Here is a 13,942-nt window from a genome sequence, read left to right on the forward strand (position 1 = left end):
GTTCACCCCTGGTCGGGCGGACGTTCAAGCCCGTCCGGCGATCGAGGACAACGACGCCCACCCCGTCGACCGCGCACGCACCACAAGATCGTGCAGCCCGTCGAACCCACCGGCCACCTCGGGAAGCCTGGATTCCGCCTGCGCCTCGTCAAGCACCCCGTGCAGCATCCCGACGTCCCGGGACACCACTGCGCCGTCCGCGCCCTCCGCTCCCTTGTGCTCGGCCTCGCTCTTCGCGGCGATCAGCTCGGGCAGATACGCCGGAGCGGCCACCTCCCCGAGGAGCGTCGGCAGATGCGCCCGCACCTCACCGCTGCGCATCAGATGGATACCGGTGAGCAGCGCCCGGAACGTGTACAGCAGCGGCTTCAGTTCGCCCGTCCTCTCGAAGAGCCGCCACTGGGTGTGGGCGAACCCCCGGTAGTGGTGCGCGTGATTGCGGGTGAGCACATCGGGTGCCAGATCCACCAGTTCCGCGTGCAGCTCACTCGTGTGCACAACGAGCGGAGACAGCAGCTGTTCCAGCACGTAGCCGTTCGGTTTCAGCATCAACCGCACGAACTTCCGCAGATCATGGGTGACCAGGTCCATCTCGACCCCGCCCCTGTCCCACATCCGCGAGCGTGTCTCCTCGGGCTTGCGCAGCCCGAGGAGTTCGTCCGCGGGAAGGAGATGGACCCCCCGAAGGTCCACATCCGAGTCCCTGGACGGGAACCCGTACAGATGCGCTCCGGAGACCGTGGCGAACACCAGCGGGTCGCGCTCTTCGGCGAGCACCGGGCCGAAGTCCGTGACCGGCAGCCCGGCCTCTTGCAGGTGCGTTTCCGTACTCATGGATCAAGCGTCCCAGAGCGCCCCCAGCGACAGCAGATCGCTCCGGTACTCGATCCGCTCCGACCACTCCTTGGGCCAGGCCCCCGCTCCCAGGTGCGCCCCGGCGAGCGCGCCGGTCAGGCAGCCGAGGGAGTCCGAGTCGCCCCGGGTGCAGGCGGCCCGGCGGAGGGCGGTGACGGGCTGATCGGGGAAGAGCAGGAAGCAGTGCAAGGCAGTGGCGAGGGCCTCCTCGGCGATCCAGCCGTCGCCGGTGCTCTCGCAGGGGTCGGTCTCCGGGGACGGGTCGCGCAGGGCTTCCTGGACGCGGGCCAGGGCGGTGAGGCACTCGTCCCAGCCGCGCTGGATGTACAGCTCCGGGGAGGAGTCGCCCGCGTACCGCCAGAGGTCGCCGAGCCAGCGCGTGAGGTAGCGGCTGCTGTTCTCGTACGCGTAACTGCGCAGCTGCCCGATCAGGCCCATCGGCTCCGCTCCCTGCGCCAGCAGGTACACCGCGCGGGCCATCAGGTCGGACGCGGCGAGGGCGGTCGGGTGGCCGTGGGTGAGGGCGGCCTGCAACTGGGCGGCGCCGGAGCGCTGTTCCTCGCTCAGCCCCGGCACGAGCCCGACCGGCGCGACCCGCATATTGGCGCCGCAGCCCTTGGAGCCGGTCTGGCTGGCCTCCTGCCAGAGCCGGTCGCTGTCGAGCAGGCGGCAGGCGGTCATGCAGGTGCGGCCGGGGGCGCGGTTGTTGTCGGGCGAGTGGTACCAGTCGACGAACTCCTCGCGCACCGGGCGGACCAGCCGCAGCGGGGTGAGCAGCCCGCGGTCCATGGCGGTACGGATACCCCGCCCCAGAGCCAGCGTCATCTGGGTGTCGTCGGTGACGATCGCCGGCTTCGGCAGTCGCATCTGGCGCCACGGCCCGCACTTGGCAAGGATCGACGGCACGTTGTTGAACTCGGTCGGGAAGCCCAGTGCATCGCCGAGCGCGAGCCCGGTCAGTGCGCCGGTGGCGGCCTGTTTGGTGATGGTCCTGGTCACGATCACGTGGTTCTTCCTTCCGGTCTCAGGAGTGGAGGGTGCAGGGCGGTAGCGGCACCCGCCCGGTAGAGCGCGGCCGGTTTCCCCCGTCCGCCGGTGCGGCGCGGCGATCCCTCCACGGCCTGGACGAAGCCGGGCGTGGTGAGGACCTTGCGCCGGAAGTTGGGCCGGTCCAGCTCGACACCCCAGACCGTCTCGTACACCTGCTGGAGTTCCCCCAGGGTGAATTCGGGCGGGCAGAAGGCGGTGGCCAGACAGCTGTATTCGAGTTTGGCGCCGATCCGGTCGTGTGCGTCGGCGAGGATGCGGTCGTGGTCGAAGGCGAGGGGTCCGGGGGCTTTGGCATCCCACCACTGGGCGCTGGCCGCGTCGCCGCCGCCGTGCGGTTCGGGCAGGTCGGGTACGAGGGCGGCGTAGGCGACGGAGACCACCCGCATCCTCGGGTCGCGGTCCGGATCGCTGTAGGTGCGCAGCTGTTCCAGGTGGAGGGCCGAGACGGTGCCCTCGGTCAGCCCGGTCTCCTCGGCGAGCTCCCGGCGGGCGGCGTCCTCGGCGGACTCGCGGGGCAGAACGAAGCCGCCGGGCAGCGCCCAGTGGCCCTTGTACGGGTCCGCGCCCCTTTCGACGAGCAGGACGTGCAGCCGGGTGCCACGGACCGTGAAGACGGCGAGGTCGACCGTGACCGCGAAGGGTTCGAAGGCGTACGGGTCGTAGCCTGCGGGGACACCGGCGCTCATCGGTGCTCCGGGAGGGGTGCGGCGAAGTTCCAGCCGGCGGCGAGCAGGGTGTCGACGGCGGCGACCGCGGTGGCCAGGCGTTCCTGGTGGGTTCCGGTGAGCTCGATGAACTGCCTTCCGGTGCGGGTCAGTTCGGACCGGAAGCGGTCGGTCATCCAGGGCCGCAGCTCCTCGCCGTCGCGCAGCCCGTCGTCCTCGAAGGCGACGCCCTCGTGGTCGGTGAGCAGCCACAGATGGTGGGCGACCCGGTCGGCGGTCTCCTCGACGAGCGGGTTGCGGCCGCCGATGTACCGCTCGTGCCAGACGGTGGTCGCGAAGGAGTCGGTGTCGCAGAAGAGCACCGGCGACCCGGTGCGCGCGGCCGCCTCCTCCTTGGCGTTCTGCACCTGGGCGATCCGCGGGAAGTCGTCGGTGGTGAAGGCGACGTCCTCCCACTGGGCCCCGGGCCACCGGGTGCGCAGCGCGGCCAGCTTCTGTTCGCTGAACTCCCGCCCGTACTCGGCGACGTAACGGGTCTGTGCCCAGACGCCGCCGCGCCGCCGGTAGTGGTCGGCGAGGGCACGAGCCATCGTCGTGGTACCGGTGGACTCGGCGCCGAGGACGACGATCCGGCGGGTGAGCGCGGCCCGTACGGGCGGTTCGAGGAAGTCCCAGCAGCCGACCGGGTCCTTGCGGACGGCGGTGCCGGAGACCGGGAAGACCGTGCGGTCGGGGTCGACGCAGACGGACTCGGCGCCGAACCGGCGGGCCAGTTCGTCCCCGTACGACTCCGAGGTGAAGACAGCGTCCACCGGCTCGGGCACGGCCCCGGTGAAGACGGCCATGTGCGCGTCCCAGATCACCGGGTCGTGGAGATCCATGCGGATGTCGTCGACGGCGCCCACGACCCGTACGTCGGGGTGCACCTCCCGCATCCAGGCCACCCGGTCGGCGAGCGGTACGGACTCGACGGAGGCGGCGCAGACCAGGACCGTCAGCCGCTCGCAGCGGTCCTGCGCGGTGCGGACGAGGTGGTGGTGGCCGGCGTGCGGCGGATAGAACTTGCCGAGGACGAGCCCGTGCGCGAAGCGCTTCACGCCGCTGCCCCGTGGAAACCGACCACTCACAGCGACCCCCCACGCCGCCGGCCCACGACGGCCTCGTACCCGGGTGCGGCCGCCACCTCCACGGGCTGCCGTTGCTGCGCGGCGAGATCGCGCTGCCAGTTGCGCAGGCCGATCAGGCACAGCGTCAGGAAGCCGACGTACAGCAGGGAGGTCAGATAGAGCTCCTTGTACGCGTACAGCGGGATGTACACCACATCGGCGGCGATCCAGAGCCACCACGACTCGACGAGCTTCCTGCACTGCCCGTACGTCGCCGTCAGGGACAGCGCGGTCGTCAGGGCGTCCCAGAAGGGCACGGTCGAGTCGGTGGCGTGGTCGAGCAGGACGGTGAGGGCGAAGGCCCCCACCACCCCTGCCGCGAGCAGCCAGGCCCACTCGGTGCGCGTGGTGCGTCGCACCGGCAGGTCCCGTGTCCCCGGTCCACCCCCGTGGGTCCAGGTCCACCAGCCGTACGCGGCAAGGGCGATGAAGACGATCTGGAGGCCGGCGTCGGCGTACAGACCGGACTGGGCGAACAGCAGGATGAAGAAGAGGTTGTTGGCGATGCCGATCGGCCAGTTGGCGAGGTGCTGGCGGGCCACGAGCCAGACGCACAGCGCTCCGCTGCCGAAGCCGAGCACCTCGGTCCAGCTGACCGGAGTGTCGAGGACCGTCACCAGAGGTTGCTGCAGGGGATCGAGGAATTCCGCGAGACTCACTACCGCCTCCTTAATAGTCAGTCTGACTATAAAGGCGGAACGGTCGCAGCAAAAGGCCCGCGGCCGATTCCTGTTCGAAAATCGAAAGCAGGAACCGGCCGCGGGCCTCGGAACGGACGGAGCCGGGTTACAGACCGACCTCGCGCATCAGCATGCCCACCTCGGTGTTGGTGAGGCGGCGCAGCCAGCCGGACTTCTGGTCGCCCAGCGGGATCGGCCCGAAGGACGTCCGTACGAGCCGCTCGACCGGGAAGCCGGCCTCGGCCAGCATCCGGCGGACGATGTGCTTGCGGCCCTCGTGGAGGGTCACCTCGACCAGGTAGTTCTTGCCGGTGTTCTCGACGACCCGGAAGTGGTCGGCGCGGGCGTACCCGTCCTCCAGCTGGATGCCGTCCTTGAGCCGCTTGCCCAGGTCGCGCGGGAGCGGTCCCTGGATGGCGGCCAGGTAGGTCTTCTTCACCCCGTACTTGGGGTGGGTCAGCCGGTGGGCCAGCTCGCCGTGGTTGGTGAGCATGATGATGCCCTCGGTCTCGGTGTCCAGCCGGCCGACGTGGAAGAGCCGCGTCTCACGGTTGGTGACGTAGTCGCCGAGGCACTGGCGGCCGTCCGGGTCCTCCATGGAGGAGACGACACCGGCGGGCTTGTTCAGCGCGAAGAAGAGGTACGACTGGGCGGCGACGGTAAGACCGTCGACCTTGATCTCGTCCTTGTGCACATCGACGCGCATGCCCTGCTCGACGACGATCTCGCCGTTGACCTCGACACGCGACTGCTCGATCAGTTCCTCGCACGCACGGCGCGAGCCCATGCCGGCCCGGGCGAGGACCTTCTGCAGCCGCTCGCCCTCCTGCTCGGCGCCCGGGTGGGTCTTGGGCGTCCTGATGTCGGGCTTGTTCGCGTACCTGTCCCGGTTGCGCTGCTCGATCTTGGCGTCGAGCTCACGCGGACGGGACGGGGCGCCGTACGGGGCCCGCCGGCCGCCGCCCTTGGAACCGCCCGACGCGGTCTTCGGGCCGCCCTTGGCGCCGCCGCGGGCGGCCGCGCCGCGGCCCTTGCGGGTGCCGCCGTCGCCGCCGGGCTTGTCGTTGCCCACGTCGTAGCGCCGCTCCTCGGGCCGGGGCCGACGGGGGCGCTGCTCCTGCTTGTCGTCGCGCTCGGAGCCGGGAACCCGGGGGTTCGGGTTGCTGTTCCTGCCGCTGCCGCTGTTGTTCCTGCCGCCGCTGCCGCCGCTCCTGCTGCCGCCGCTCCTGGCTCCGCCGCCGCTGCTTCCGCTGTTCCTGCCACTGCTTCGCATCAAAAATCCGTCTTGTCGTCTGCGTGAGTATCCGGGGTGTCCGGTGCGTCCGGATCGAACGACGGCACACCCTCTAGCGTCTCAGCCTCGATCGCGTCCGCCTCGGGAAGGAAGGGCGCGAGCTCCGGGAGCTCATCCAGGCCACGCAGGCCCATCCGCTCCAGAAAGTAGTTCGTCGTCCTGTACAGGATCGCACCTGTTTCGGGTTCCGCGCCCGCTTCCCCGACGAGACCCCTCTGCAGCAGGGTCCGCATGACCCCGTCACAGTTCACACCGCGGACCGCGGAGACCCTCGACCGGCTGACCGGCTGGCGGTAGGCGACCACCGCCAGGGTCTCCAGGGCCGCCTGCGTGAGACGGGCCTGCTGGCCGTCCAGGACGAAGCCCTCGACGGCCGCCGCGTACTGCGGGCGGGTATAGAAACGCCAGCCGCCCGCGACCAGCCTCAGATCGAAACCGCGGCGCTGCACCGTGTACTCGTCGGCCAGTTCCCGCAGCGCGTCGGCAACGGCTCTGCGGGGCCGCTCCAGCACCTTGGCGAGGTGTTCCTCGGTGGCGGGCTCGTCGACGACCATGAGGACGGCCTCCAGGGCGGGCTTGAGATCAAGATCCGCGACGGTGGAGCCGGTGGTGTCCTGCTGACTCATGCCTTCACATCCTCGGAGACATCCTGCACCTCGGTGTCGAACTCGTCCGTCACGACGGGCTCGGTCCCCTCTCCCCCCGCCCAGCGCACCAGGAGCTCCCCGAGCGCCTCGTCCTGGTCGAGCGCTACGGCCTTCTCCCGGTACAGCTCCAGCAGCGCGAGGAACCTGGCGACGACGGTGAGGGTGTCCTGGGCGTCCTCGGTGAGCACCCGGAAACTGATCTCCCCCGCCTCCCGCAGCCGCGCCACCACGATCTCGGCCTGTTCCCGCACGCTGACCAGCGGCGCGTGGATGTGGTCGACGTACACCTGCGGCTCGGGCCTCGGCTGCATCGCCTTCACGGCCAGCTTGGCGAACCCCTCGGCCCCGATGCTGATGACGACCTCGGGCAGCAGCTCGGCATGGTGCGGCTCCAGCCCCACGGTCCGCGGAAAGCGCCGCCCCTCCGACTCCAGCCGGTCGCTGAAAATCTCCGCGATGCGCTTGTACGCGCGGTACTGGAGCAGTCGGGCGAAGAGCAGGTCCCGCGCTTCGAGCAGCGCCAGATCCGCCTCGTCCTCCACCTCGGCGGCGGGCAGCAGCCGGGCGGCCTTCAGATCGAGCAGGGTCGCGGCGACGACGAGGAACTCGGTGGTCTGATCCAGATCCCAGTCCGGCCCCATGGCCCGGATGTGCGCCATGAACTCGTCGGTGACCTTGGACAGTGCGACTTCGGTCACATCCAGCTTGTGCTTGGAGATGAGCTGCAGAAGCAGATCGAACGGCCCCTCGAAGTTCGCCAGCCGGACAGTGAACCGCCCGTCATCGGCGGGGTCGGGGGGCGAGCCGGCGGTTCCTGCCGGTACGACGGACTCGGGGGGCGAGCCGGGCGTTGTCGGTACGGCGGGCTCGGAGGGCGTTACGGGCACCTCGGGTGCGGCGGTCCCGGCGGACGCTGTCGCGTCGGCCACCGATGGAGCCGGGGACGCTTCCGCAGCTTCGGGAAGAGACGGGGTGGCGGCGGATTCACCGTCGATGCCCCCGCCCCCCGCCGGCCCCGGCGCAGGCCGACCGCCCGGGCCGCGGCCCAAGGGGCGGCGAGGGGTACGGGCGGGCTCGTCGGTCGTCGGCATGAAGGTCCAGGGGCAGCAGGATACGGGCGGCGGGCAGTGGCCCGCACGGGGCAGGCCGGACACCCTGCCGACGGCGGCACTCCGGGCAGGCTACCGGCGCCCCGCCGATCAGCGGCCGCGCAGCCGCCGTACGAGGATGCTCGCGTCGCCCCGCGACTCCAGGTCCGCGAGAACCACCGCGACCGCCTCGCGGACGATCCGCCCGCGGTCGACCGCGAGCCCGTGCTCCCCGCGGAGCACGAGACGGGCGTGTTCGAGGTCCATCAGTTCCTCGGCCGAGACATAGACGGTGATCTTCTCGTCGTGACGCTCCCGGCCGCTGGGCCTCCGGTTCGCCCCGCGCCCGCCTCCGCGCCTGCGCTGCTGCTGAACGGCAGGAGCGGGAACCGCCTCCTGCGCGGACGACTGCGCGGGCGACTGCGTGGACGGCGAGGACTGCTGAGGCCTGCGCCCCGACTGCCCTGCCACCGCGCTCCGGTCACCGTCTGCGCCGCGGCTGCGCGATCCCCCCGCGTCGGCGTCGGCCGCGGAGTGCTCCTCCCGCGAAGGGGCCGCGGTGCCGGCTGCGGCCTCCGCCGCGCCCGCCCCGGATCCGTCGGCCGCGGGATCGCTCTCCCCGGCCGGACCGGGCACCCGGGCCTCGCCGTTCGCCTTGCGCCGCCGGTCCGCGGGGGACGAGGCCTGCAGCCCCATCCCCCCGGTGGTACGGAACAGTTCGTCGGCCCCGGGCAGACTCACTCGGCGTGACACCGGGCGAGCACCTCCCTGGCGAGCTGGCGATAGGCGGCGGCACCGACCGAGTTGGAGGCGTATGTGGTGATGGGCTCACCGGCGACCGTGGTCTCCGGGAAGCGCACCGTGCGCCCGATGACCGTGTGGTAGACGTGATCGTCGAAGGCCTCGACGACGCGCGCGAGGACCTCGCGGCTGTGCACCGTACGGGAGTCGTACATGGTGGCGAGGATGCCGTCGAGCTCCAGATCCGGGTTGAGCCGCTCCTGGACCTTCTCGATGGTCTCGGTGAGCAGCGCCACACCTCGCAGCGCGAAGAATTCGCACTCGAGCGGCACTATCACCTTGTGGGCCGCCGTCAGGGCGTTCACGGTGAGCAGCCCCAGCGAGGGCTGACAGTCGATCACGATGTAGTCGTAGTCGGCCATCAGCGGCTTCAGGGCGCGCTGCAGCGTGGACTCCCGGGCCACCTCGCTCACCAGCTGCACCTCGGCAGCCGACAGGTCGATGTTGCTGGGCAGCAGGTCCATGTTCGGGACCGCGGTCTTCAGCAGGACCTCGTCGGCCGACATGCCCCGCTCCATGAGCAGGTTGTAGACCGTGAGGTCGAGCTCCATCGGGTTGACACCGAGCCCGACCGACAGGGCTCCCTGCGGGTCGAAGTCGACGAGCAGGACGCGGCGCCCGTACTCCGCGAGTGCGGCACCCAGGTTGATGGTCGACGTGGTCTTGCCGACGCCGCCCTTCTGGTTGCACATCGCGATGATCTTCGCGGGACCGTGATCGGTCAGCGGGCCCGGGATCGGAAAGTAGGGCAGGGGCCGACCGGTCGGGCCGATCCGCTCGCGGCGCTGGCGGGCAGCGTCGGGCGCGAGGGTGGCCGCGTACTCCGGATCGGGCTCGTACTCGGCGTCGGGGTCGTAGAAGTGCCCCTGGGGCACCTCGTCGAAGTCGGCGAAGTGGGCGGTCTCTCGGCCACTCTCGTTGCCGGCCATGGCGTTCACGTTTAGGCCGTCCATCATCTGGGGGGCTGTCGTCATGTGCTGGTGGGTGGCGAAGGTGCGGACAGCGACGGAGCCGACAGCCTCCAGCCCGTTCGGGCTCTGGCCCCGTGCAGGCATCCCTGGTTGAACACCCCCGGGAGTAAATGTCGACTCATTCACAAGTCGTCTTACCTCCTTGGACGTGACCAGGAAACTTATCGATAGGTCAGCGTGGCACCATGCCGACGATTGGCGACTCTATGGCGTGTCACCGCTCCGCAGCAACACAATCCGCCGGACCCGGCCCGATGTGTCGGCAATCGAACACCTCCCTGTCAAGGGCACGCAGCCACCGGGGCGCACTTTCGGCGGGTGCGCGAATCGGTTGAAGGGCTACGTTCGAGACGAGTTGAACGGCGGCCCCACAGAGGCCGGGCATGCGTCCGGCCGGACCTTGCTCAGCAAGGTCCGGCCGGACGCATCAGGTTGACGGGAGATGTTGACCCGTCAGCCGAGAAGCGAGCTCAGCTCGACGTGCTCCAGGCCGTGGGCCTCGGCCACCTCACGGTAAACGACCTGCCCGTCATGGGTGTTGAGACCCTTGGCGAGTGCGGCGTCACGGCGCAGCGCCTCGACCCAGCCGCGGTTGGCGAGCTCCACGATGTACGGCAGCGTGGCGTTGGTGAGGGCGTACGTGGAGGTGTTCGGCACCGCGCCCGGCATGTTCGCGACGCAGTAGAAGACCGAGTTGTGGACCATGAAGGTCGGCTCGGCGTGCGTCGTCGGACGCGAGTCCTCGAAGCAGCCGCCCTGATCGATTGCAATGTCGACAAGTACACTTCCGGGCTTCATCTTGGCGACGAGCTCGTTGGTGACCAGCTTCGGGGCCTTCGCACCGGGGATCAGCACGGCGCCCACGACGAGGTCGGCCTCGATGACGGCCTTCTCCAGCTCGAAGGCGTTGGAGACGACCGTCTTCACCTTGGTGCCGAAGACCTTGTCGGCCTCGCGCAGCTTGTTGATGTCCCGGTCGAGCAGCGTGACGTGGAAGCCGAGACCGACGGCGATCTGCGTGGCGTTCCAGCCGGAGACACCGCCGCCGATGACGACGGCCTCGGCGGGCGCCGTACCCGGGACGCCGCCCGGCAGCACGCCGCGGCCGCCGACCGAGCGCATCAGGTGGTAGGCACCGACCTGCGGGGCCAGCCGGCCCGCGACCTCGGACATCGGGGCGAGCAGCGGCAGCGCGCGGTTCGCGGTCTCGACCGTCTCGTACGCGATCGAGGTGGTGCCGGACTCCAGCAGCGCGTCGGTGCACTCACGGGAGGCGGCGAGGTGCAGGTAGGTGAAGAGCGTCTGGTCCTTGCGGAGGCGGTGGTACTCCTCGGCAACCGGCTCCTTGACCTTGAGCAGCAGGTCGGCGGCGGCCCAGACCTCGTCGGCGGTGGGGAGGATCTGGGCCCCGGCGGCGACGTACTCCTCGTCCGTGATGGAGGAGCCGGCCCCGGCGTTCTCCTCGACGACGACCTGGTGGCCGTGGCGTACGAGCTCGTTCACACCGGCGGGCGTGATCGCCACGCGGAACTCGTTGTTCTTGACTTCGCGGGGGATGCCGACCTTCACGTCGATCACGGTCCTTGGCTCAGGGGGTTATCCGGGCATAGCTATACATACCCGGATAGACACAGCGTAAATGGAGACACCGCGAACGCACGCGGTAGAGCCATTCTAATGAAGGGCTTCGCGCTGTCTAGCCTTACAAAGCATTAATTTTCACTCACCGCACTACGGATTTCGTAGGCCGCGCCCCCCTTGCCCAGCAATCTGTCGGCCAGGCCCCGGTGCAGCCGGGCCGCAGCCGAGTCGCCCAGCCGGTCGAGCGTGTCGGCCAGCCGCAGCTCCAGCGCCGCCTGCAGCCGTACGTCCCCGGCCCGCCTGGCCCACTCGACGGCCTCCTGACAGGTGTGCAGCGACTCCTGCGGCCGGCCCGCGTACTCCTGCACCCGGGCCGCCTCGCTCAGCGCCCGTGCCTGGGCCGGCACATCGCCGAGCCTGCGGTACCCGGCCGCGGCGGCCCGCCAGTTCCGCAGTGCCTCGCCGTACCGGCCGGCATAGGTGTGGACGGCGCCGAGCCGCCCGTACAGCCGCGCCTCGTCGGCCCGCTCGCCCTGGGTGAGCCGCTGCGCCAACGCCCGGCCGTACCAGTCGGAGGCCCGCTGGAAGTCCCCCAGCTCGACGTAGGCACCGCCTACGGATTCCATCGCACGGCCGGTGGCGTACGGATCCTTCGCGGCCCGTCCGGCGTCCAGCGCGGCCCGGTAGCGGGTCAGCGCCTCCTGCGTACGGCCGGTCCTGGCATCGAGGTCGGCGAGGTTGAGCAGTGCGGCGGCCCGTTCGCGCGGCAGCTCGCGCCGCTCGGCGACTGCCAGAACCAGACCGTGCAGTCCGTACAGCTCGGGCGCGGCCGCCTCGGTGCCCTGGTGCACGGCCAGCGCCCGCACCAGTGCGGCCACCAACCTCCTTGCCAGGGTGTCGAGTTCACCGTCCTCGACGGCAAGCCTGGCCGAGGCCAGCAGGGCGGGGCGGCGGATCCGCAGCCATTCGGCGGCCGCATCGGGGTTGGGGAAACGCAGCGAGCGAGGCAGCCCGGCGAGCTTGCGGCGGGCCGGGGAACCCTCGGGGTCGGTGACCGCCCGGCAGGACTGCAGCAGCCGTACGGTCCGCTCCAGCATCCGGGCCCTGGCGAGCTGGACCTCCGCCGGCCGGTCCTTGTCCGCCAGCAGCGCCCGCAGCAGCGGAGCGAGGCAGCCGGGCACCTCGTACTGCGGCTGGTCCGCCCCATTGGTACGCAGCAGTCCCAGGGCCACGAAGTCGTCGAGGGTCGCCTGGGCTGCGGAGACGGAGCAGCCGGCCAGGGCGGAGGCCGTGTGGGCGTCGGCGAGTCCGGCGGGGGCGAGGGCGAGCAGTCGCAGTACCCGGGCGGCGGTCGGCGGCAGGGAGTCATGGACCAGCCGGAAGGCGCGGGCCAGCGGGCGGGCACCGGTGGACTGCTCCGTGTCGTCCGGCAGCTCGCGCAGCTGTTTGGTGACATCGGCGACCGACGCCATCGGGTGGGCGGCGAGCCAGCCGCCGACCAGGACCAGGGCGGCCGGCAGGCCGGCGCACTCCTCGGCGAGGGTCTCGGCGGTCCGCGGGTCGACGGTGATCCTGACCTGGCCGATGATGCGGGCGAGCAGCCGGACGGCGGAACCCGCGTCCAGGCCGCCGATGGTGCAGGGGCGGACACCGGGGATACCGGTCAGCGGACCCGCGGAGGTGGCGACGACCAAGGAGTCGGGGTTGTCCGGCAGCAGCGGGTCGACCTGTTCCGCGTCCACGGCGTCGTCGAGGAGCAGCAGGGCGCGGCGCCCGGCGAGCGCCTCGCGGACCATTTCGGAGAGCTCGTCCCCGTCCGCGCCGGGCGGCCCCGTCACACCCAGCTGGTCGAGCAGCTCGCGGGCGGTGCGCTCGGTGGGGACGGGTGCGCCGCCGGGGTCGGTGAGCCGGGCCCGGAGCAGGCCGTCGGGGTGGTCGCCGGTGAGGAGCAGCCGGCGGGTGAGCTCGCCGGCGAGTGCGGTGCGTCCGGAGCCGGGGCGTCCGGCGATCAGCAGGACCCGGGCGCGGGCGGCCTTGCGACCGGCCAGAGTGTCCAGTCCGGCCCGCTCGATGTCGGCTCGCAGCTCTTTCAACTCGCGGTCGCGGCCGAAGAATTGGGGTGGGACGGCGCCGGACGGCCCTTCGGTTCCCGCTGCCTTGGCCGGGCCGCTGGTGTCCACCGCCTGATCCGTCACGGGCCACGCTCCACTTCGCTGCACGCGTTGCCCGCCGGGACTCCGGTCAGGGCATTCCGAGCGTAGTTCAGGCGTGTGGACGAATTCCGTGGAGCGTGGCGCAGAGGTCCCCCGATCGGATCAGCATCTTTTCCGATCGGAGGGCGTCGGTGAACCGTTCAGCGGCCCCTACGGGCTGCCGGATCTCGAACGATCCCTGCGAACGCGGGGCCTCGGACGGTCCTTACGAACCGTCGGACCGCTGACCGTCAGGCCTCGAACGGGCGGGCCGGCCACGGCGCCTCGGCCGGACGCAGCGACTCGATCCCGTCACCGGCGAGCACCGTCGCGAGCGAAAGGACGCCCACCACAAGGCAGTTGTTGTGCAGATCCCCGGCGAGCACCCCCCGTACCAGCTCCTGGAGCGGCACCCGGGCCAGCTCCATGTCGGCCTCCTCCTCGGAGACCGCGAAGCGCTCCCCGTCGGCCTCGGAGAGATTCCGGGCCAGGAAGATCCGTACGGCTTCGTCGCAGCCGCCCGGCGTGGTGTAGACGTCGGTCAGCACCCGCCAGTCCTCGGCCTTGACGTACGCCTCCTCGTAGAGCTCTCGCTGGGCAGCGTGCAGCGGATTCTCACCGGGGATGTCGAGCAGTCCCGCCGGGATCTCCCAGAGCTTGTGGCGCACCGGGTGGCGGTACTGCCGCAGCACGACGACCCGGCCCTCTTCGTCGAGCGCGAGCACGGCGACCGAGCCCGGGTGGACCTGGTAGTCGCGGCGTACGACCGTGCCGTCGGGCATCACCACTTCATCGGTGCGGACGCTGGTCTTGTTGCCGGTGAAGGGCGTCTCGGTCGCGGTGACCTGCCACTCCTCGGGCGTGTCCTGGAAACCCATCTACGTCCTCCCACAAAAAACAGAAACCGGGGCACGCATCCTCAGTGGATCCGTACCCCGGTCAACGTTAATGC

13 protein-coding genes are annotated in these 13,942 nt (G+C 70.7%); all 13 read right to left on the minus strand.

Features of this window, described 5'->3' with window-relative positions; genetic code table 11:
- Positions 1 to 24 precede the first annotated feature (24 nt).
- Positions 25 to 834, minus strand: a complete 810-nt coding sequence (locus ACIPEK_RS11990) for a DNA polymerase beta superfamily protein (RefSeq protein WP_401993990.1) — start codon at positions 832 to 834, stop codon at positions 25 to 27.
- A 3-nt stretch (positions 835 to 837) separates the two neighbouring features.
- On the minus strand, positions 838 to 1,860 hold the full coding sequence (locus tag ACIPEK_RS11995) for an ADP-ribosylglycohydrolase family protein (protein ID WP_401993993.1): 1,023 nt from the start codon (positions 1,858 to 1,860) through the stop codon (positions 838 to 840).
- Complete coding sequence (locus ACIPEK_RS12000) at positions 1,857 to 2,591, minus strand: NUDIX domain-containing protein (RefSeq protein WP_383072357.1); 735 nt, start codon at positions 2,589 to 2,591, stop codon at positions 1,857 to 1,859. Before ACIPEK_RS12000 ends, ACIPEK_RS11995 begins: the two co-directional genes overlap by 4 nt.
- Positions 2,588 to 3,667: an AAA family ATPase gene (locus ACIPEK_RS12005; RefSeq protein WP_383072358.1), complete on the minus strand. Its 1,080-nt coding sequence runs from the start codon at positions 3,665 to 3,667 to the stop codon at positions 2,588 to 2,590. The genes ACIPEK_RS12000 and ACIPEK_RS12005 overlap by 4 nt, the downstream gene beginning before the upstream one ends.
- Positions 3,668 to 3,693: 26 nt before the next feature.
- Positions 3,694 to 4,395 carry a nicotinamide riboside transporter PnuC gene (gene pnuC / locus ACIPEK_RS12010; protein WP_401993997.1) on the minus strand — a complete coding sequence of 234 codons (702 nt, stop codon included), beginning with the start codon at positions 4,393 to 4,395 and terminating at the stop codon, positions 3,694 to 3,696.
- Positions 4,396 to 4,522: 127 nt separating this feature from the next.
- Positions 4,523 to 5,689, minus strand: a complete 1,167-nt coding sequence (locus ACIPEK_RS12015; RefSeq protein WP_401994000.1) for a pseudouridine synthase — start codon at positions 5,687 to 5,689, stop codon at positions 4,523 to 4,525.
- Positions 5,689 to 6,336, minus strand: a complete 648-nt coding sequence (scpB, locus tag ACIPEK_RS12020; RefSeq protein WP_401994002.1) for an SMC-Scp complex subunit ScpB — start codon at positions 6,334 to 6,336, stop codon at positions 5,689 to 5,691. Before scpB ends, ACIPEK_RS12015 begins: the two co-directional genes overlap by 1 nt.
- The gene (locus tag ACIPEK_RS12025; RefSeq protein WP_401994005.1) at positions 6,333 to 7,448 is read right to left on the minus strand and encodes a segregation/condensation protein A; all 1,116 of its coding nucleotides are present in this window, start codon (positions 7,446 to 7,448) and stop codon (positions 6,333 to 6,335) included. The genes scpB and ACIPEK_RS12025 overlap by 4 nt, the downstream gene beginning before the upstream one ends.
- A 108-nt stretch (positions 7,449 to 7,556) precedes the next feature.
- Positions 7,557 to 8,186, minus strand: coding sequence for a hypothetical protein (locus ACIPEK_RS12030; protein WP_401994067.1), 630 nt, complete (start codon positions 8,184 to 8,186; stop codon positions 7,557 to 7,559).
- The gene (locus ACIPEK_RS12035; protein ID WP_093893768.1) at positions 8,183 to 9,301 is read right to left on the minus strand and encodes a ParA family protein; all 1,119 of its coding nucleotides are present in this window, start codon (positions 9,299 to 9,301) and stop codon (positions 8,183 to 8,185) included. Before ACIPEK_RS12035 ends, ACIPEK_RS12030 begins: the two co-directional genes overlap by 4 nt.
- Before the next feature lie 369 nt (positions 9,302 to 9,670).
- Positions 9,671 to 10,786 (minus strand): alanine dehydrogenase, encoded by a 1,116-nt coding sequence (ald, locus tag ACIPEK_RS12040; RefSeq protein WP_401994070.1) that lies wholly within the window; start codon positions 10,784 to 10,786, stop codon positions 9,671 to 9,673.
- 143 nt (positions 10,787 to 10,929) lie between these two features.
- Entirely contained in the window at positions 10,930 to 12,993 is a 2,064-nt protein-coding gene (locus ACIPEK_RS12045; RefSeq protein ID WP_401994008.1) for a tetratricopeptide repeat protein, read from the minus strand.
- A 248-nt stretch (positions 12,994 to 13,241) separates the two neighbouring features.
- Positions 13,242 to 13,868 (minus strand): NUDIX hydrolase, encoded by a 627-nt coding sequence (locus ACIPEK_RS12050; RefSeq protein WP_189276405.1) that lies wholly within the window; start codon positions 13,866 to 13,868, stop codon positions 13,242 to 13,244.
- Positions 13,869 to 13,942: the final 74 nt, after the last annotated feature.

The organism is Streptomyces sp. NPDC088246, from assembly GCF_044741025.1.
In the GTDB taxonomy this organism is placed as follows: Bacteria; Actinomycetota; Actinomycetes; order Streptomycetales; family Streptomycetaceae; genus Streptomyces.

What these genes read in the sequence shown, in the direction of transcription:
- ACIPEK_RS11990 (WP_401993990.1), bottom strand. Translation starts at nt 834, where the DNA reads ATGAGTACGGAAACGCACCTGCAAGAGGCCGGGCTGCCGGTCACGGAC.
- ACIPEK_RS12000 (WP_383072357.1), bottom strand. Translation starts at nt 2,591, where the DNA reads ATGAGCGCCGGTGTCCCCGCAGGCTACGACCCGTACGCCTTCGAACCC.
- ACIPEK_RS12015 (WP_401994000.1), bottom strand. Translation starts at nt 5,689, where the DNA reads ATGCGAAGCAGTGGCAGGAACAGCGGAAGCAGCGGCGGCGGAGCCAGG.
- scpB (WP_401994002.1), bottom strand. Translation starts at nt 6,336, where the DNA reads ATGAGTCAGCAGGACACCACCGGCTCCACCGTCGCGGATCTTGATCTC.
- ACIPEK_RS12025 (WP_401994005.1), bottom strand. Translation starts at nt 7,448, where the DNA reads ATGCCGACGACCGACGAGCCCGCCCGTACCCCTCGCCGCCCCTTGGGC.
- ACIPEK_RS12035 (WP_093893768.1), bottom strand. Translation starts at nt 9,301, where the DNA reads ATGCCTGCACGGGGCCAGAGCCCGAACGGGCTGGAGGCTGTCGGCTCC.
- ACIPEK_RS12050 (WP_189276405.1), bottom strand. Translation starts at nt 13,868, where the DNA reads ATGGGTTTCCAGGACACGCCCGAGGAGTGGCAGGTCACCGCGACCGAG.